Raw genomic sequence first — 17,517 nt, forward strand, 5'->3', positions numbered from 1 at the left:
AGCCGGAGGACCGCGCCCGGCCACGGCTGACCCGACGCCACCGCCACGGCTGACCCGACCCACCCCGCCACGGCTGACCTGCCCCACCCCGCGGACGGATCGTGACCGGCTACGGCGAACCGGTCTCCGGCGACGGACCGCATGCCCGGCCACGGCCGGCCCGGCGCCCGGCCGCGGCTGCCGCAGCTCCGGGGGTGGGCCGTGGCCCCGGACGGTGTCGACGTTTCGGTGGTCCCGGACTCTCAGTCCGCCGGTGCCGTCGTGCGCAGTACCTTGAGGAACTCCCGCATCCACGCCGGGTGGTCCGGCCAGGCCCGGGCCGAGACCAGCGTGCCGTCGACGACCGCCTCGGAGTCCTGGAAGCCCGCTCCGGCCGCCTGCATGTCCGGCTCCAGCGCAGGGTAGGCCGTGACCCGGCGGCCCCGCAGCGAGTCGATCGCGGCGGTGAGCAGCGGCCCGTGACAGATCTGGGCGACGGGCTTGTCCGCGTCGAAGAACGCCTTGAGGATCTTGCGCAGTTCGGGATCGTTGCGCAGATACTCGGGGGCCCGGCCGCCGGGGATGACCAGGGCCGCGTACTCACCCGGGTCGACCTCGGAGAAGCCCAGGTCCGCGGGCCAGGTGTAGCCGGGCTTCTCGGTGTAGGTGTCGTAGCCGGGTTCGAAGTCGTGGACGACGAAGCGGAGCGTCTTGCGGGTGGGGGCCGCGATGTGGACCTCGTAGCCCTCCTCGCGCAGCCGCTGGTACGGGTAGAGGACCTCCAGGGACTCCGCTGCGTCGCCGGTGACGATGAGGATCTTCGTGGGCATGATCGGCTCCTCGGGGCAGACTCCGGGCTCGGCCGGAACGCTGGGCCGTGCGGGGGGAACTCTTGGGCACCGTGCCCCGGCCGGGCGCGCTTGCCAAGAGGGCCTGGTGCTTTTCAGGGTGCGACCGGCGGCCCGGGGGCGCGACCGGATACGCCACCCGCCCCCGGCCCGCCGCTGTGCAAAACGTCAAACTTCGCCCCCTGGTTTTGTACACATACGGCTCATGACGGACCCCGGGTGAGTGGCGATAGCCTTGTGGCGTGATCAGCGCGATATCTCGCGGGGGCGACGGCGCCCCTGCCCTGCGCCCGGGCCGCACGGAACACCTCCGTGACCGGGCGGCGGTCGCTGGTCTTCGCGGGCGGGACGGGGCCACCGAGGCCCCTGGTACGCCGAGGACGGTCCGGGCCGAGGCGATGCCGAGAGCAGCGTCACACCCGGCGGGCGTCCCCACAATGGCCGAAATCCCCCCCGCTCATCTCACCTCGCGGCATACCGTCGGAACCGACCGGACACCCCGGGTCGTGGCGTTGTGTCGCAAGGGAAGAGACCGTACTTCCTTCTACGTCACGCAACGGCGCGCGACAGGAGCCAGAGGACAATGCAGACCAAGCTGGACGAAGCCAAGGCCGAGCTGCTCGAGAGGGCCGCGAGGGTAGCTGAGAACAGCCCGGTCGGGGGGCACCTACCGACCGGGACGACGAGCGAGGGCACGCCCGGCACCCCGGACAGCGAATCGGTGCTCGCGTTCCTCCAGCGCTACTACCTGCACACCGCCCCGGAGGACTTCGCCGACCGCGACCCGGTCGACGTCTTCGGCGCCGCGGTCTCGCACTACCGTCTCGCCGAGAACCGCCCGCAGGGCACCGCGAACGTCCGGGTGCACACGCCCACCGTGGAAGAGAACGGGTGGACGTGCAGCCACACCGTCGTGGAGGTCGTCACCGACGACATGCCCTTCCTCGTCGACTCCGTGACGAACGAGCTGACCCGGCAGGGGCGTGGCATCCACGTCGTCATCCACCCGCAGTTCGTCGTCCGGCGTGACCTGACCGGCAAGCTGATCGAGGTCCTGCCCACCTCGCCCACCGCCGACCTCCCGCACGACGCGCACGTCGAGTCCTGGATCCACGTCGAGATCGACCGGGAGACCGACCGCGCCGACCTGAAGCAGATCACCGCCGACCTGCTGCGCGTCCTGTCCGACGTCCGCGAGGCCGTCGAGGACTGGGAGAAGATGCGGGACACGGCGACCCGGCTCGCCGACGGCCTGGAGAGCGAGCCCGCCCCCGAGGACCTGCCCCGGCCCGAGGTCGAGGAGGCCCGCGAGCTGCTGCGCTGGCTGTCCGCGGACCACTTCACCTTCCTCGGCTACCGCGAGTACCAGCTGCGCGAGGACGACACGCTCGCCGCCGTGCCCGGCACCGGTCTGGGCATACTGCGCTCGGACCCGCACCACGCCGAGGACGAGCAGCACCCGGTCAGCCCCTCCTTCGAGCGGCTCCCCGCCGACGCCCGCGCCAAGGCCCGCGAGCACAAGCTGCTCGTGCTGACCAAGGCCAACAGCCGCGCCACCGTGCACCGGCCGTCGTACCTGGACTACATCGGCGTCAAGAAGTTCGACGCGGACGGCAACGTCGTCGGCGAGCGCCGCTTCCTCGGCCTGTTCTCCTCCGCCGCCTACACCGACTCCGTGCGCCGGGTCCCGGTGGTCCGCCGCAAGGTCGACGAGGTGCTGCGGCGCGCCGGGTTCTCGCCCCACAGCCACGACGGCCGCGACCTGCTCCAGATCATGGAGACCTACCCGCGCGACGAGCTGTTCCAGACGCCCGTCGCCGAGCTGCAGTCGATCGTCACGAGCGTCCTCTACCTGCAGGAACGCCGCCGGCTGCGGCTGTACCTGCGCCAGGACGAGTACGGCCGCTACTACTCGGCCCTCGTCTACCTCCCGCGCGACCGCTACACCACCGGTGTCCGGCTGCGGATCATCGACATCCTGAAGGAGGAGCTCGGCGGCATCAGCGTCGACTTCACCGCCTGGAACACCGAGTCGATCCTGTCCCGGCTGCACTTCGTCGTCCGGGTCCCGCAGGGCACCGAACTGCCCGAGCTGTCGGACTCCGACAAGGAGCGCATCGAGGCCCGCCTGGTCGAGGCGGCCCGCTCCTGGGCCGACGCGTTCGCCGAGGCGCTGACCGCCGAGTGCGGCGAGGAGCACGCGGCCGAGGTGCTGCGCCGCTACAACCACGCCTTCCCCGAGGGCTACAAGGCCGACCACAGCCCGCGGGCCGCGGTCGCCGACCTGGTCCACCTGGAGCAGCTCAGCGAGGACAAGGCCTTCTCGCTGAGCCTGTACGAGCCGGTGGGCGCCGCGCCCGACGAGCGCCGCTTCAAGATCTACCAGAAGGGCGGCACGGTCTCCCTCTCCAAGGTGCTGCCGGTGCTGAGCCGCCTCGGCGTCGAGGTGACCGACGAGCGGCCGTACGAACTGCGCTGCGCGGACCGCACCACTGCCTGGATCTACGACTTCGGCCTGCGCATGCCGAAGTCGCTCGGCGGCGGCAACGGCGACTACCTGGGCGACGACGCCCGTGAGCGGTTCCAGGAGGCGTTCGCCGCGACCTGGACCGGCAAGGCCGAGAACGACGGCTTCAACGCCCTCGTGCTGAGCGCCGGGCTGACCTGGCGGCAGGCGATGGTGCTGCGCGCCTACGCCAAGTACCTGCGGCAGGCCGGCTCGACCTTCTCCCAGGACTACATGGAGGACACCCTCCGCAACAACGTCCACACCACCCGGCTCCTCGTCTCCCTGTTCGAGGCGCGGATGTCCCCGGAGCGGCAGAAGGCCGGCCTGGAGATCACCGACGCCCTGCTGGAGGAGCTGGACGCGGCCCTGGAGCAGGTGGCCAGCCTCGACGAGGACCGCATCCTGCGGTCGTTCCTGACCGTCATCAAGGCGACCCTGCGCACGAACTTCTTCCAGGAGACGCTCGGCGGCACGCCGCACGACTACGTCTCCATGAAGTTCGACCCGCAGGCCATCCCGGACCTGCCCGCGCCGCGCCCGGCGTACGAGATCTGGGTGTACTCGCCGCGCGTGGAGGGCGTGCACCTGCGCTTCGGCAAGGTCGCCCGAGGCGGCCTGCGCTGGTCCGACCGGCGTGAGGACTTCCGCACGGAGATCCTCGGCCTGGTCAAGGCGCAGATGGTGAAGAACACCGTCATCGTGCCGGTCGGCGCCAAGGGCGGCTTCGTCGCCAAGCAGCTGCCGGACCCGAGCGTGGACCGCGACGCCTGGCTGGCCGAGGGCGTCGCCAGCTACAAGACCTTCATCTCGGCGCTGCTCGACATCACCGACAACATGGTGGCCGGCGAGGTCGTGCCGCCGCAGGACGTGGTCCGCCACGACGGCGACGACACCTACCTGGTGGTCGCCGCCGACAAGGGCACCGCGACCTTCTCGGACATCGCCAACGGGGTCGCCGAGAAGTACAACTTCTGGCTCGGCGACGCCTTCGCCTCCGGCGGCTCGGCCGGCTACGACCACAAGGGCATGGGCATCACCGCGCGCGGCGCCTGGGAGTCCGTGAAGCGGCACTTCCGTGAGCTGGGCGTGGACACGCAGAGCGAGGACTTCACGGTCGTCGGCATCGGTGACATGTCCGGTGACGTGTTCGGCAACGGCATGCTCCTCTCGGAGCACATCCGCCTGGTCGCCGCCTTCGACCACCGGCACATCTTCATCGACCCCACCCCGGACGCGGCCACCTCCTACGCTGAGCGCCGCCGCCTGTTCGAGCTGCCCCGCTCCAGCTGGGCCGACTACAACACCGAGCTGCTGTCGGCGGGCGGCGGGATCTTCCCGCGCAGCGCCAAGTCGATCACGCTCAACAGCCACATCCGCGAGGCCCTCGGGATCGAGGACAAGGTCGCCAAGATGACCCCGGCCGACCTGATGAAGACGATCCTCGAGTCGCCGGTGGACCTGCTGTGGAACGGCGGCATCGGCACGTACGTGAAGGCGTCCGTCGAGTCGAACGCCGACGTCGGCGACAAGGCCAACGACGCCATCCGCGTCGACGGCGCCGCCCTCAGGGTCAAGGTCGTCGGGGAGGGCGGCAACCTGGGCCTGACCCAGCTCGGCCGCATCGAGTTCGCGACGCACGGCGGCAAGATCAACACCGACGCGATCGACAACAGCGCCGGCGTGGACACCTCCGACCACGAGGTGAACATCAAGATCCTGCTGAACGGCCTCGTCGCCGAGGGCGACATGACCGTCAAGCAGCGCAACAAGCTGCTCGCCGAGATGACCGACGAGGTCGGCGCGCTGGTCCTGCGCAACAACTACGCGCAGAACACCGCCCTGGCCAACGCCCTGTCCCAGGCCAACTCCATGCTCCACGCCCAGCAGCGGTTCCTCCGCCACCTGGTGCGCGAGGGCCACCTGGACCGGGCGCTGGAGTTCCTGCCGACCGACCGTCAGATCCGCGACCGTCTCGCCCAGGGCCACGGCCTGACCAGCCCGGAGACGGCCGTCGTCCTGGCGTACACGAAGATCACGGTCTCCGAGGAGCTGCTGCACACCTCGCTGCCGGACGACCCGTACCTGCGCGGCCTGCTGCACGCGTACTTCCCGACGGCCCTGCGCGAGCGCTTCGCCGAGGCCATCGACACCCACCCGCTGCGCCGCGAGATCACCACGACCGTGCTGGTCAACGACACGGTCAACACGGGCGGTACGACGTATCTGCACCGTCTGCGCGAGGAGACCGGGGCCTCCCTGGAGGAGATCGTCCGCGCCCAGACCGCGGCCCGCGCGATCTTCCGCTCGGCACCGGTGTGGGACGCGGTGGAGGCCCTGGACAACAGGGTCGACGCGGCCGTCCAGACCCGCATCCGGCTGCACTCGCGCCGCCTGATCGAGCGCGGTACCCGCTGGCTGCTCAACAACCGGCCGCAGCCGCTCGAACTCGCCGAGACGGTGGAGTTCTTCGCCGAGCGGGTCGAGCGGGTCTGGCAGGAGCTGCCGAAGCTGCTCAAGGGCGCGGACCTGGAGTGGTACCAGCACGTGTACGACGAGCTGTCCGCGGCCGGCGTCCCGGACGAGGTCGCCACACGCGTGGCCGGTTTCTCCTCCGCCTTCCCGGCGCTCGACATCGTGTCGGTGGCCGACCGCATGGGCAGGGAGCCGCTGGACGTCGCCGAGATCTACTACGACCTCGCCGACCGGCTGAACATCACCCAGCTGATGGACCGCATCATCGAGCTGCCCCGTGAGGACCGCTGGCAGTCCATGGCCCGCGCCTCCATCCGCGAGGACCTGTACGCGGCCCACGCGGCGCTCACGGCGGACGTCTTCGCCGCCGGCAACGGCACCTCGACGCCCGAGCAGCGCTTCAAGGCGTGGGAGCAGAAGAACAGCGCGATCCTGGGCCGGGCCCGCACCACCCTGGACGAGATCCGCGGTTCGGACTCCTTCGACCTCGCCAACCTGTCGGTGGCGATGCGCACGATGCGGACGCTGCTGCGCACGCACTCGTAGCCGTACGGCACGAAGAAGGCGCCCCGGACCGCGATGTGGTCCGGGGCGCCTTCCGTGTGCCCGGGCTGTAGGGTCGGTGAACGATGCACACCGTGCCGTCCGATACTGAACCCGAGCGCCGTACGGCACCGGCGCGTGGCACCGCGGCGGGGGCCGGCCGGGTGCTCGCGCGGGCCGCCGCCGTCCTCGTCGTGGCGCTGCTGCTCCTGGTCGTGGTCCATCTGCCGTGGGCGGGCGACCTCGGCATGCACGCGGCCACGGTCCAACGCCTGCGGCACAGCCTGCTGCACCCCGGCAACCCGCTGGTCGACGCCGACACCCCCAGCCCGTACTACTCACCGTGGATGCTGCTGCTCGGCACCGTCGCCAAGCTGACGGGCCTGTCGGTGTTCGTGGTCCTGCGCCTGGCCGCGCTCGCCGGACTGGGGCTGCTGGTGACCGGCGTTCGGGCCTACGTCCGTACGCTGAGCGCCCATCGTGCCGCCCCCGCCCTGGCCCTGCTGAGCCTGCTGCTCCTCTGGGGCCCCACGCTGTTCAACTGGAGCGGCTTCCTCGGGCTGAACTCCCTCGCGCTGACGGTGTCCTACCCCAGCGTGTTCGCGCTCGGCCTCGCCTTCCACTTCTGGGCGTGGCTGACGCGGGCGGCGCGCGGGCAGGCCGGGTGGGGGGTGTGGCTCGGGCTGGGGGCGCTGTGGGCACTGATCCTGCTGTGCCATCAGTTCACCGGTGTCGTGGCGTCCCTCGGCGCCCTCGCCACGCTGCTCGCGGCGCGGCCGGCCCGCACTGCGCTGCTCCGGCTCGGCGCCGGGCTGGTGCTGGCGCTGCTGGTGCTGTGGCTCTGGCCGTACTACGACTTCTTCGCGCTGTTCTCCGCGGGGGCGGACCTGGAGGCCATCCACCGGCCGCTGTACCAGGACCTGGCCGCGCGGTTCGGGCTCGTGCTGCTCGGGGTGGCGGCGCTGGGGCTGCGGTGGCGGCGGGACCGCCGGGATCCGCTGGTCCTCTTCTTCGTCCTCGGTGTGCTGGTGTTCGCGGCGGGGGGCCTGTCCGGGCACTACTCCTGGGGCCGCGCGCTGCCCGCCGCGCTCGTCCCGGCGCAGCTCGCGGCCGCGCTGGAGACCGTGTCGGCGGGGCGGCGGGCGGTGCGCAGGGGCTGGGCGTGCGTGCTGCTCGCCGCGCTTGCTGTGGGGGCGTGGACGCAGGCCGGGACGCTCGGGTACGTGGTGGAACGGGACGCGCTGCCCGGCGTGATCGCGGAGAAGTACCGGACGCCGTGGGCGGGGTACCAGTGGATCATGCGGGCGGGGGTGTCGTACGGGGACGTGGTGATGGCCGGTACGTGGCCGGCCCGGCAGATCCCCGCGTACGGGCCCTACACCGTGGCGCCGGGGTATCCGGACGTGTTCCTGAAGGACGCGGGGCGGCGGGAGGCGGCGGTGACGCGGTACTTCGCGGCGGACGCGTCCGACGAGGTGCGGCGGGGGATTCTGCGGGAGTACGGGGTGAAGTGGGTCGTGGGGGGCAGGCCGGCGCCGTGGCTGCGCAAGGCGGCCGCCGGGCCGGGCGGGAAGGTCCTGTACCGGGTGGTGCCCTGAGCCGCGTGGCGGGTGGGGGCGCTTGCCGGCGCTGCAGGGTGCCGCCGCGCCCACCCGTGCCGCCCCAGCGGCACGACTGCCCGCGGCTCGGTACAGCGGCATGACTGCCCCCGGCAGGGTACGACGGCGCCGCAGGCAGTTGTCCGTCTGCGGCGCGTCGGTGTTGAGGGGTGTCTGTTCCTACCTCAGGACGCTCGCCACCAGTCGCACGGCGTTGCGTACGCGGGGGCGGGCGATGCGGTGGACCACCGGGCGGATCACCCGGGCCGTCACACCGACCGGACGCCAGCGCAGTTGCAGGCGGCCGGGGTTGCGGCCCTCCGGTTCGAGCGTGAGCTCGTGGTGGCCGACCCGGGTCGTGCGGGTCGGGAAGTCGAGGGGGGCCAGGAGCAGGGCCGCGTTGGACAGGCCCTGCTGGTTCAGCCGGATCACGGGGTGCCGTACGCCCTCGAAGCCGTGGACGGGGAGCGAGGCGTCGGTCAGGTCGAGGCGGACGGTGCCCTCGAAGACACCGGGGCGCACCGGGTCCAGGCGGAAGGGCACCGTCATCCGGCGCTTGCCGGGAGTCAGGAGCAGGGACGCGCGCTGCGGCCCCACGGGCAGCCGCAGACCGGGGTCGTACGTGCGGATCGCGAGGGTCAGCGTCGCTCCCGCGCCGGGCGTCAGATCCGTGATCTCGTGGCGGAACTGGGCGGTGGGGAAGGGACGGGTGTCCAGCTCCAGGTCGGACACGTCCAGCTCGCGGCGGCCCCGGTCCGTGGACGGGACGCTGTCGCCCCAGTAGGTCGCGCCCGTGCCGTCGGTCGTGACCTGCCGCGGGGCCGCTCCCTGGCCCAGTCCGCGCGCGGCCAGCCGGGCCTCGGCCGTGCGGCCGTCCCGCAGCAGCTCCAGCACCACCCGCTCGGGCCGCGGCAGCCTCTCGTACGCGCCGGGGGACAGCGTGTCCAGATAGGGGTTCATGATGTCCGTGAAGGACGCCAGCCACTCCTCGTCCCGGTACGGCAGGTCACCGGCGTACATGCGGAAGTCGTGCTTGAGGAACTTGTAGTCCTTGTCCTCGCGCAGCCCCGCGTGCCCGCTGTCGACCAGGAACTCGTCGATCAGCCGCTGCACGTGCACGCGGTCGCGGACGTTGGAGATCTTGTGCCGCTGGTTGGAGATGGACGCGGAGGCCGCGGCGGCGAACGGTTCGATGTACCAGATGTACACCGGGTCCGGAATGATCGTGAACGCCTTCGCCAGGCAGTACGCCTGCGCCGAGAACAGCTGGTCCTCGTAGTGGATGCCCTCGGGGAAGCGGAGCTGGTGGCGGTCGAGGAAGGAGCGGGCGTACATCTTGCTGGTCGACAGGTGCTCGAACAGCAGTCGCGGGTCCGCCTCGATGCCCTCCACGGTGCGGCGCTCGGTGACCACGTGCGGCATCCAGGTCGAGCGGCGCCCGCTGTCCACCCGGATCCGGCGCACCGCGCCCATGGTGAAGTCCACCTCGCGCTCCCGGTGGGCGCCGAGCAGCAACTCCACCGCGCGCGGAGGGAGTTCGTCGTCGCTGTCCAGGAACATCAGGTACGGCGCCCGGGCGATCTCGATGGCCCGGTTGCGCGGGGCGCTGCAGCCGCCGCTGTTCTCCGGCAGCCGGATGTAGCGGACGCGGTGGTCCTGCGCCGCCAGCTCCCGTGCCACCGAGGGGGTGTCGTCCGTCGAGTGGTCGTCGCTGATGACGATCTCGATGTTCGCGTGGGTCTGCGCGCGCAGCGAGGCGACCGCGCGCGGGAGGCGGGCCGCGTCGTTGTAGACGATGACGGTGACCGTGACGTCGGGGGTGGTCATGCGGTGGCCTCCTCGGGGGTCGGGGCGGGGGTGCGGTCCTCGAGGGGGAGCACCGGCGGCAGCGATTCCTCCGGTTCGCCCAGGAACACCCGCCGGACGATCCGCTCGGCGGCGCGCCCGTCGTCGTACTCGCAGAACCGGCGCCGGAACGCGGTCCGCGCCTTGGCCGCGCTGTCGTCGCGCCAGGCACCGGAGAGGAAGATCTCCGCGAGCTCCTCCTGGGTGCGGGCGACCTGGCCGGGGTGCTCGGTCATGAGGTCGAAGTAGACGCCCCGGGTGGTCCGGTAGGTCTCCCAGTCGTCGGCGTAGACCACGATCGGGCGGTCGAGGTTGGCGTAGTCGAACATGATCGAGGAGTAGTCCGTGACCAGCGCGTCGGCGGCCAGGCAGAGTTCCTCGACGGGGTCGTAGGAGGAGACGTCGATGATCCGGCCGGAGCGGCGCAGTCCGGTCAGCGGGGAGGCGGCGCCGCCGTAGAAGTAGTGGGCGCGGACGAGGAGGACGGTGTTCTCGCCGAGGCGGTCGGCGAGGGCGGCGAGGTCGAGGCGGGGGGTGAAGCCGGCCTCGTAGTCGCGGTGGGTGGGGGCGTACAGGACGGCCGTCCTGCCCGGGGGGATGCCCAGGCGTTCGCGGGCGGCGCGGACCGCCTCGGCGTCGCTGGTGTAGTAGACGTCGTTGCGCGGGTAGCCGTGGTCGAGCGAGGTGTAGCGGGACGGGTAGGCGCGCTCCCACATGCGGGTGGAGTGGCCGTTGGCGCTGACGCTGTAGTCCCACTTGTCGACGCGGGCCAGCAGGGCGGCGAAGTCCAGGCCCTTGGCGGCCGCCGGGTGGTCCATCTGGTCCAGGCCCATGCGCTTGAGCGGCGTGCCGTGGTGGGTCTGGAGGTGGATGGCGTCCGGGCGCTTGATCACGCCGTTGGGGAAGTTGACGTTGTTCGTCAGGTACTTGGCGGTGGCCAGGGTCTCCCAGTAGCGGCGGGTGCCGGGGATCACGTGGTCCGTGCCGGGCGGCAGCAGGGCGGCGTTCGCCTTGTTCACCACCCACACCGGGTGGATGTGCGGGGCGAGTTCGGCGAGCTTCGCGGCGATCGCGGCGGGGTTGCAGGCCACTCCGCGGTCCCAGTAGGCCGAGAACACGGCGAGGTCCGGGTCCACCGGGCGGGTCAGGGCGCGGCGGTACTGCTGGTCGCGGACCTTGGCGCCCAGCTGCTGCTTGCGGGTCCGTACGGCCTTGCGGGCGGCGCGGCGGGTGCGGTTGGCGGCCTGGAACGCGCGGTACTTGGCGTACGCGCCCTCCTCCAGCAGCGCGTGCCGGACGCCTTCCAGGCCCGCCGGGCGCCGGTGTCCCTCGGGGCGCCAGCGGACCGCGGCCAGGGAGGCGCGGCGGAAGAACTCGCGGGCCGCCCGGTCGGGCAGGTCCTCGCCGGCGAAGGTGCGCACCAGGTCGCGGACCATCAGGTCGTACAAAACGGTGTGCGGGGCGCGGCGGTCCCGGGCGAGCGGGAGCAGGGACTCGTAGCGGTCGATGAGCGCGAGCCGGTCCTCGGGGGTGCCCGGCGGCAGGCTCTCGGGACGCAGCACGCGGTGGTCGTACGCCGTCTGGTTCAGGCAGGCGACGCGGCCGGCGAGGAGCAGGGCGGTGTGGGCGGCGAGGGGCTCGTCGTCGGTGGCCAGCTGCTCCTGGTGGGCCTGCCAGAACGCGGCGCGCAGGGCGCGGTTGCCGAGCAGCGGGGTGAGCCGCAGCAGGTCGGCGGCGTCCCGCAGGGGCAGGGCGGCACGGCCGACGGCGGCGAGGTGGCGGCCGTCGCGGGAGGGCGCGGCGGCGGTCTGCCAGGTGGTGGTGACGTGGTCGAAGAGCAGGACGTCGACGGGTTCCGGGGCGCCCGCCTCGTCCAGTTCGGCGGTCCGCTCGGCGATCAGGCGGGGCGCGCCGGCCGGCAGGCCGTCCTTGGCGTGGACGAAGTGCAGCCAGCGTCCGGACGCGCGGGCGGCGCCGGCCGCCCGGGCCGCCGCGTCACCGGTGCCGTCCGGCAGGGGCACGACGACGGTCTCGGGGGCGTGACCCTCGGCCGTCTCCCGCGCCCAGTCGCCGACCGCGGCGACGATCACCTCGGCGTCGGTGAGGGGGTGAGCCGCCAGGGAGTCCAGCAGCTCGGTCAGATGCCCCTGTGCGTTCGGCCCGTAGACGATCACGCTCAGCTGCGGCATCGCGGGGGACTCCTTCGGTTCGACGTCTTTCGGCACACCTTTCATAACATACTGTCACTAAGCAGATGAAAGGGATAATCACCGTTGGGGGTGAGAGTCGGCTCAGGAGGGAAGAGACGCTTCCGCTCCGGACGGTTGCGGCGTGTTCACTTTCGCCACAACTGCTTTTGGTGCGGGCTTCTTCGGGGCCGGTTTCTTGTCCCCGGTGAACGCCTCGTACTCCTTCATGACCTCTTCGGTCGGCCCGTCCATCCGCAGTTCCCCGCGCTCCAGCCACAGGACCCGCTCGCAGGTGTCGCGGATCGACTTGTTGTTGTGACTGACGAGGAAGACCGTGCCCGCGTGCTGCCGCAGCTCGCGGATGCGCGCCTCGGAACGCTTCTGGAAGGAGCGGTCACCGGTGGCCAGCGCCTCGTCGATCAGCAGGACGTCGTGGTCCTTGGCGGCGGCGATGGAGAAGCGCAGCCGGGCCGCCATGCCGGAGGAGTACGTGCGCATCGGCAGGGTGATGAAGTCGCCCTTCTCGTTGATGCCGGAGAAGTCGACGATGTCCTGGTAGCGCTCCTTGATCTGCTCCCGGGACATGCCCATCGCGAGACCGCCGAGATAGACGTTCCGCTCGCCGGTCAGGTCGCTCATCAGGGCCGCGTTCACGCCCAGCAGGGACGGCTGGCCGTCGGTGTGGATGTGCCCGCTCTCCACCGGGAGCAGCCCGGCGACGGCCTTGAGCAGGGTCGACTTCCCGGAGCCGTTGGTGCCGATGAGCCCGATCGCCTCGCCCTTGTACGCGACGAACGACACCTTCTTCACCGCGTGCACCTTGCGCACCCCGGCCGCCTTCTCGGCCTGCTTGCGGCGCAGGATGCGGTTGAGGGCGGCGGTGGCGGTGCCACGGCCGGCGCCGGTGCCGTTCACCCGGTAGACGATGTCGACGTCGTCGGCGATGACGGTGGGGATCTTCTCGGTGGGGGTCTGCTCAGCCACGGCCGTACGTCTCCTCAGCCTTCCAGAAGTAGATGAAGCCGCCGACGCCGGCGAGCAGGGCCCAGCCGGTGGCCGCCGCCCACACGTGCGGGGGCAGCGAGTCGGCGTGGAAACTGTCGATCAGGGCGAACCGCATCAGGTCGATGTAGACGGCGGCGGGGTTGAGCTCCAGCAGCACCCGGACGATGTGCGGCTCCTTCGTGGTCAGCTTGTCGATGCTCCACATCACGCCGGAGACGTACATCCACGTGCGCAGCACGAACGGCATCAGCTGGGCGATGTCCGGGGTCTTGGCGCCCAGCCGGGCCACGACCATCGACACGCCGGCGTTGAAGGTGAACTGGAGCACCAGGGCCGGGATCGCCAGTACCCACGAGGCGGCGACCGGCACACCGAAGCAGAGCAGGATGACGACCAGCGCGGCCATCGAGAACAGCAGCTGCTGCAGCTGCTGGAGCGCGAAGGAGATCGGCAGGGCGGCGCGCGGGAAGTGCAGGGCGCGGACCAGGCCGAGGTTGCCGGAGATCGCGCGGGTGCCCGCCATGATCGAGCTCTGGGTGAACGTCCAGATGAACACGCCCGTGACCAGGAACGGGACGTAGTCGGGCACGTTGTGCTTGGTGCCGAGCAGCACACCGAAGATGAAGTAGTAGACCGCCGCGTTCAGCAGCGGGGTCATGACCTGCCAGACCTGGCCGAGCTTCGCCTGGCTGTACTGGGCGGTGAGCTTGGCGGTGGCGAAGGCGCTGATGAAGTGGCGTCGGGCCCACAGCTGCCCGACGTACTCGCGCAGGGAGGGGCGGGCGCCGCTGACCGACAGGCCGTGCCGGGCCGCGAGTGCCGCGAGGTCTTCGGCGGCCGGGGCCGGGGTGGGGGGCGGTGTGTGGAGGACCTGACTCACATCCGCTGCTTTCGCTCGGGGGGTGGGGGTGCCGCGCCCGGCTCTCGCCGGGGCCGCCGCGCCGGCCGGGCCCGTCGTCCGGCGTTTCCTTACGCTTCTCTTCACGTTCTCTTACGTCGGGACGGGACCGTATCGTCGCAACGCGAGAGTAGGCCCAACGAACGTCGGAACGCAACCGTTTCGTCGTAGCGCCCTATGCTGGGGGCATGACGACGAACGCCGCCGAGTCCGCCGACGAGCCGCCGGCGCGTCCGCGCCGCCGGGCGCCCGCCGGGGCGGCCGTGCTCCGGGAGGACGTGACCGAGGCCATCCGGGCGGCCGTCTTCGAGGAACTGGCGGCCGTCGGCTACGCGCGCATGTCCATCGAGGGCATCGCCCGCCGGGCCGGGGTCGGCAAGACGGCGGTGTACCGGCGCTGGCGTTCGAAGCTCCACCTGGTCCTGGACGTCGTCTCCGCGATGGCCGTGACCGGCTTCCCGGTCCCCGACACGGGCTCCCTGGAGGGCGACCTGCGCCTCCTCTACGAGGTCACCTCGCGCGCCCTGCGCCACCCCGTCGCGTCCCAGATCATCCCCGACCTCCAGGCCGAGGCGGCCCGCAATCCCGACCTCGCGGAAGCGTTCCAGAAGGCTCTGCGGGACGGCCAGGAGGGCGTGGCCAGCAGGATCGTGGCGGCGGCCGAGAAGCGGGGCGAGGTCCGCGCGGGCGTCGATCCCGACCTGGTGCTGGACCTCGTCTCGGGCCCGCTGTACTGGCGCTCGGTGGTGATCCGCACCCCGAAACCGCCGAAGGGCTACCTGGAGCAACTGGCACGGGCCACGGCGGCGGCGCTCAAGGCGCTCTGACCCCGGCCGCCGCACCGGCCCGCCCGGCTCCGCCGGTGTCCCGCGGGCGCCGTGCGAGCGGGGTTCTACGAGCGTGCCGCCTCCGGGTGGAGCCGGATCCAGCCCTCCCAGGCCGACGTGATCATGTCCTGTACGTCGTACTTGGCCTGCCAGCCCAGCTCCGTGCCGATGCGGGCGGCGGAGGCGACCACACGGGCGGGGTCGCCGGGGCGGCGGGGGGTGACCGTCGGGGCGCGGTCGTAGCCGGTGACCGCGTTGATGCGGTCGATCATCTCGCGGACGGAGACGCCCTCGCCCCGGCCGATGTTCAGGGTCAGGCCGGTGCCGGGGGAGGAGCGCAGGGCGCGGGCGACGGTCACATGGGCCTCGGCCAGGTCCACCACGTGGATGTAGTCACGGACACAGGTGCCGTCGGGCGTGGGGTAGTCGTCGCCGAAGATACGCGGTGCCGCGCCCTCCGTGAACCGCTCGAAGACCATCGGGACCAGGTTGGACACGCCGGTGTCGGCCAGCTCGGGGGCCGCCGCGCCCGCCACGTTGAAGTAGCGCAGCGACGCCGTGGCGAGGCCCGTCGCCCGGGCCGTGGCCCGGACGAGCCACTCGCCGGCCAGCTTCGTCTCGCCGTACGGCGACAGCGGGTGGCAGGGCGTCTCCTCCGTCACCACGTCGACGTCCGGCATGCCGTAGACGGCCGCGGAGGAGGAGAAGAGGAACGAGGGGATCTCCGCCCTCGTCACCTCCTCCAGGAGGACGCGCAGACCCTCCACGTTCTCCCGGTAGTAGTGCAGCGGGCGGTCCACCGACTCGCCCACCTGCTTCTTCGCCGCCAGATGGACGACCCCGGTGATCCCGTGCCCGGCGAAGGTCCGGGCCAGCCGGTCCGCGTCCAGGACCGAGCCGCGCACCAGCGGGACCTCGGCCGGCACGCGCTCGGCGACCCCCGTGGACAGGTCGTCGTAGACGACCGTGCGCTCACCCGCCTCGGACATCGCCCGTACGACGTGCGCCCCGATGTATCCGGCGCCGCCGGTGATCAGCCAGGTCATGTGCGGCCGTCTCCTCCTCAGCTCGTCGGTCTCGCCCGTGCCCCCGTCTCAGTGAAGCAGGCGGCGGAGGCGCCCGCGGACCACCGTCAGCACTCCGCTCAGGCCCGTGGCCACGCGCAGGGCCAGCGCGCCGGAGTGCGTGGCGTACGGCTGCGCCAGGAGCACGCCGTGCACCGTGCTCGGGACGGCGCGCCGGCGCAGCCGGCCGTCGCCCCCGAGGGCGTGCGCCGTGACCTCCCGCCGTGTGCCGTCCGCGAAGCGGAGGGTCAGCCGGAGGTCCCAGGTGCCCGAGCCGAGCCGTGCCAGGTCGACCGGCACCACGGCCGACCAGGTGTCCGCGCCGGACGGCGTGAGTGCCACCGTCGCGCGCCCCCGCGTGTGCTCGTTCTCGCGCGCCTGCCACACCACGTCCACCTCGCGCGGGCCCGCCTCGGCCACCTTCCCGTACAGCTCGTGCAGCCGCAGGCGCAGCAGTGAGGCACGCGCGCGGGGGCGCAGTTCCGCGTCCACCGCGAGCGGGAGCGCGGCGGCGGCCCGGTCCGAAAGCGGGGCCAGGGAGACCTGGGGCAGGTCGGCGGACCAGACCGGGTCCCCGTCGGCGGTGCGGGCGTAGGGCGGGAGCAGCCGCGCCGGGCGGGCGGCGAGTTCACGCAGGCGGGCCAGGTCGCGCGGTTCGGGCGACGCCATCACCACCCGGGCGAGCAGGCGGCCGGGGGCGCCGGGGTTCAGCGCCCAGTCGGCCGCGTCGTAGTGCTCGAGGTACTCCCGGGTGCGCGCCCACCACGCGCGCTGGTAGTGCGCGTCGCGCAGCCCCAGTTCACGCGCGTACATGCGCATCTCGTGGTCGAGGAACTTGGCGCGCGTCGCCCGCGCCAGCTCCTTCTGCCCGGCGCTCAGCAGGATGTCGTACGCCAGCGTGCACGCCTCCAGGCGCGCCGTCCAGTTCGCGATGTGCCCCCGGTCCAGCGAGAGCGACAGCCGCTCGGCCGACCGGCGCACCTGCCACACGTACACCCGGTCGGGTACCAGCGCGACGCGCGGACCGGCGGCCAGCACGCGCGCGGTGAAGACGAAGTCCTCGTAGAGGAAGCGCCCCTCGGGGAAGCGGATGCCGTGCTCGCGCAGGAAGCCGGTGCGGTAGAGCTTGTTGACGCACAGCGTGTCGTTGATCAGACGGGGGTGCCGGGAGGGGTGCGCGAGGACGGTGCGCTCCGTGTAGAGGGGCACCTGCCAGGGCTGTTCGCTTCCCGAGGGCAGCTCCCGGCGCACGCACAGTCCGCTCGTGACCTCGGCGCCCGTCTCCGTGGCCGCGGCCAGCAGCGCGTCCACCGCGCCGGCCGGCAGTATGTCGTCGCTGTCCAGGAACATCACGTACGGCGTGGTCGCCGCGTCGATCCCGGTGTTGCGCGGACTGCCGCAGCCGCCGCTGTTCACGGCCCGGCGCACCACCCGCAGGCGCGGTTCACCGGCGGCCAGCCGGGCGAGCAACCTGTCGCTGCCGTCGGTGGAGCAGTCGTCGACGGCGATGACCTCGGCGACCGCGGGTCCCTGGGACAGCGCGGAGCGCACGGCGTGGGCCACGTGGGCGCGGTCGTTGTAGCCGATGACGACGACGGCGACCCGAGGCGCCGGTGCCGGTTCCGCACCGGGCTGCGGTGCCGGTTCCGGTGCCGGACTCGGGTCTGGCTGTTCTGTGTGCGGGTCGCGCGGTGTCGGTTGCATGGAGTCCACGGGCCGGGTGCGGAGAAAACTCAGTAA

Annotated in this window: 10 protein-coding genes; 3 read left to right on the top strand and 7 right to left on the bottom strand. The window is 72.1% G+C overall.

The genetic code is table 11. The features are described from left to right. Nucleotides 1-242: 242 nt before the first annotated feature. On the bottom strand, nt 243-809 hold the full coding sequence (locus FHS34_RS00100) for a DJ-1/PfpI family protein (protein ID WP_184958151.1): 567 nt from the start codon (nt 807-809) through the stop codon (nt 243-245). Between the two features lie 601 nt (nt 810-1,410). On the opposite strand from FHS34_RS00100, the gene FHS34_RS00105 reads away from it, so the two are divergent. Together FHS34_RS00105 and FHS34_RS00110 are read left to right on the top strand one after the other, a co-directional pair. Then, complete coding sequence (locus tag FHS34_RS00105; protein ID WP_184958153.1) at nt 1,411-6,354, top strand: NAD-glutamate dehydrogenase; 4,944 nt, start codon at nt 1,411-1,413, stop codon at nt 6,352-6,354. Nucleotides 6,355-6,437: 83 nt separating this feature from the next. Continuing rightward, the gene (locus FHS34_RS00110; RefSeq protein WP_372478647.1) at nt 6,438-7,949 is read left to right on the top strand and encodes a hypothetical protein; all 1,512 of its coding nucleotides are present in this window, start codon (nt 6,438-6,440) and stop codon (nt 7,947-7,949) included. Between the two features lie 180 nt (nt 7,950-8,129). Here FHS34_RS00110 and FHS34_RS00115 read toward each other — a convergent pair whose 3' ends face one another. The 4 genes from FHS34_RS00115 to FHS34_RS00130 all read right to left on the bottom strand — a co-directional run bounded on the left by FHS34_RS00115 (nt 8,130) and on the right by FHS34_RS00130 (nt 13,868). Beyond that, the gene (locus tag FHS34_RS00115) at nt 8,130-9,776 is read right to left on the bottom strand and encodes a glycosyltransferase family 2 protein (protein WP_184958155.1); all 1,647 of its coding nucleotides are present in this window, start codon (nt 9,774-9,776) and stop codon (nt 8,130-8,132) included. Continuing rightward, complete coding sequence (locus tag FHS34_RS00120; protein ID WP_184958157.1) at nt 9,773-11,983, bottom strand: CDP-glycerol glycerophosphotransferase family protein; 2,211 nt, start codon at nt 11,981-11,983, stop codon at nt 9,773-9,775. Before FHS34_RS00120 ends, FHS34_RS00115 begins: the two co-directional genes overlap by 4 nt. A 102-nt stretch (nt 11,984-12,085) precedes the next feature. Continuing rightward, a complete protein-coding gene (locus FHS34_RS00125) occupies nt 12,086-12,967 on the bottom strand; it encodes an ABC transporter ATP-binding protein (RefSeq protein WP_184958159.1) in 882 nt (293 codons plus the stop codon). Then, nucleotides 12,960-13,868, bottom strand: coding sequence for an ABC transporter permease (locus FHS34_RS00130; protein WP_184958161.1), 909 nt, complete (start codon nt 13,866-13,868; stop codon nt 12,960-12,962). The genes FHS34_RS00125 and FHS34_RS00130 overlap by 8 nt, the downstream gene beginning before the upstream one ends. A 206-nt stretch (nt 13,869-14,074) precedes the next feature. Between FHS34_RS00130 and FHS34_RS00135 the strand changes: the two genes are divergently transcribed. Beyond that, a complete protein-coding gene (locus FHS34_RS00135) occupies nt 14,075-14,713 on the top strand; it encodes a TetR/AcrR family transcriptional regulator (RefSeq protein ID WP_184958163.1) in 639 nt (212 codons plus the stop codon). A 65-nt stretch (nt 14,714-14,778) separates the two neighbouring features. Here FHS34_RS00135 and galE read toward each other — a convergent pair whose 3' ends face one another. Both galE and FHS34_RS00145 read right to left on the bottom strand, forming a co-directional pair. Further along, nucleotides 14,779-15,759, bottom strand: a complete 981-nt coding sequence (gene galE / locus FHS34_RS00140) for a UDP-glucose 4-epimerase GalE (RefSeq protein ID WP_184958164.1) — start codon at nt 15,757-15,759, stop codon at nt 14,779-14,781. A 48-nt stretch (nt 15,760-15,807) separates the two neighbouring features. Then, nucleotides 15,808-17,481 carry a glycosyltransferase family A protein gene (locus FHS34_RS00145; protein WP_184958166.1) on the bottom strand — a complete coding sequence of 558 codons (1,674 nt, stop codon included), beginning with the start codon at nt 17,479-17,481 and terminating at the stop codon, nt 15,808-15,810. Between the last annotated feature and the right edge of the window lie 36 nt (nt 17,482-17,517).

Source organism: Streptomyces echinatus, from assembly GCF_014203595.1.
Taxonomy (GTDB): domain Bacteria; phylum Actinomycetota; class Actinomycetes; order Streptomycetales; family Streptomycetaceae; genus Streptomyces; species Streptomyces echinatus.

Bases quoted from the DNA above. Each gene is read 5' to 3' on its own strand.
- FHS34_RS00105 (WP_184958153.1), top strand. From the start codon at position 1,411: ATGCAGACCAAGCTGGACGAAGCCAAGGCCGAGCTGCTCGAGAGGGCC.
- FHS34_RS00135 (WP_184958163.1), top strand. From the start codon at position 14,075: ATGACGACGAACGCCGCCGAGTCCGCCGACGAGCCGCCGGCGCGTCCG.
- galE (WP_184958164.1), bottom strand. From the start codon at position 15,759: ATGACCTGGCTGATCACCGGCGGCGCCGGATACATCGGGGCGCACGTC.
- FHS34_RS00145 (WP_184958166.1), bottom strand. From the start codon at position 17,481: ATGCAACCGACACCGCGCGACCCGCACACAGAACAGCCAGACCCGAGT.
- FHS34_RS00110 (WP_372478647.1), top strand. From the start codon at position 6,438: ATGCACACCGTGCCGTCCGATACTGAACCCGAGCGCCGTACGGCACCG.
- FHS34_RS00100 (WP_184958151.1), bottom strand. From the start codon at position 809: ATGCCCACGAAGATCCTCATCGTCACCGGCGACGCAGCGGAGTCCCTG.
- FHS34_RS00115 (WP_184958155.1), bottom strand. From the start codon at position 9,776: ATGACCACCCCCGACGTCACGGTCACCGTCATCGTCTACAACGACGCG.
- FHS34_RS00120 (WP_184958157.1), bottom strand. From the start codon at position 11,983: ATGCCGCAGCTGAGCGTGATCGTCTACGGGCCGAACGCACAGGGGCAT.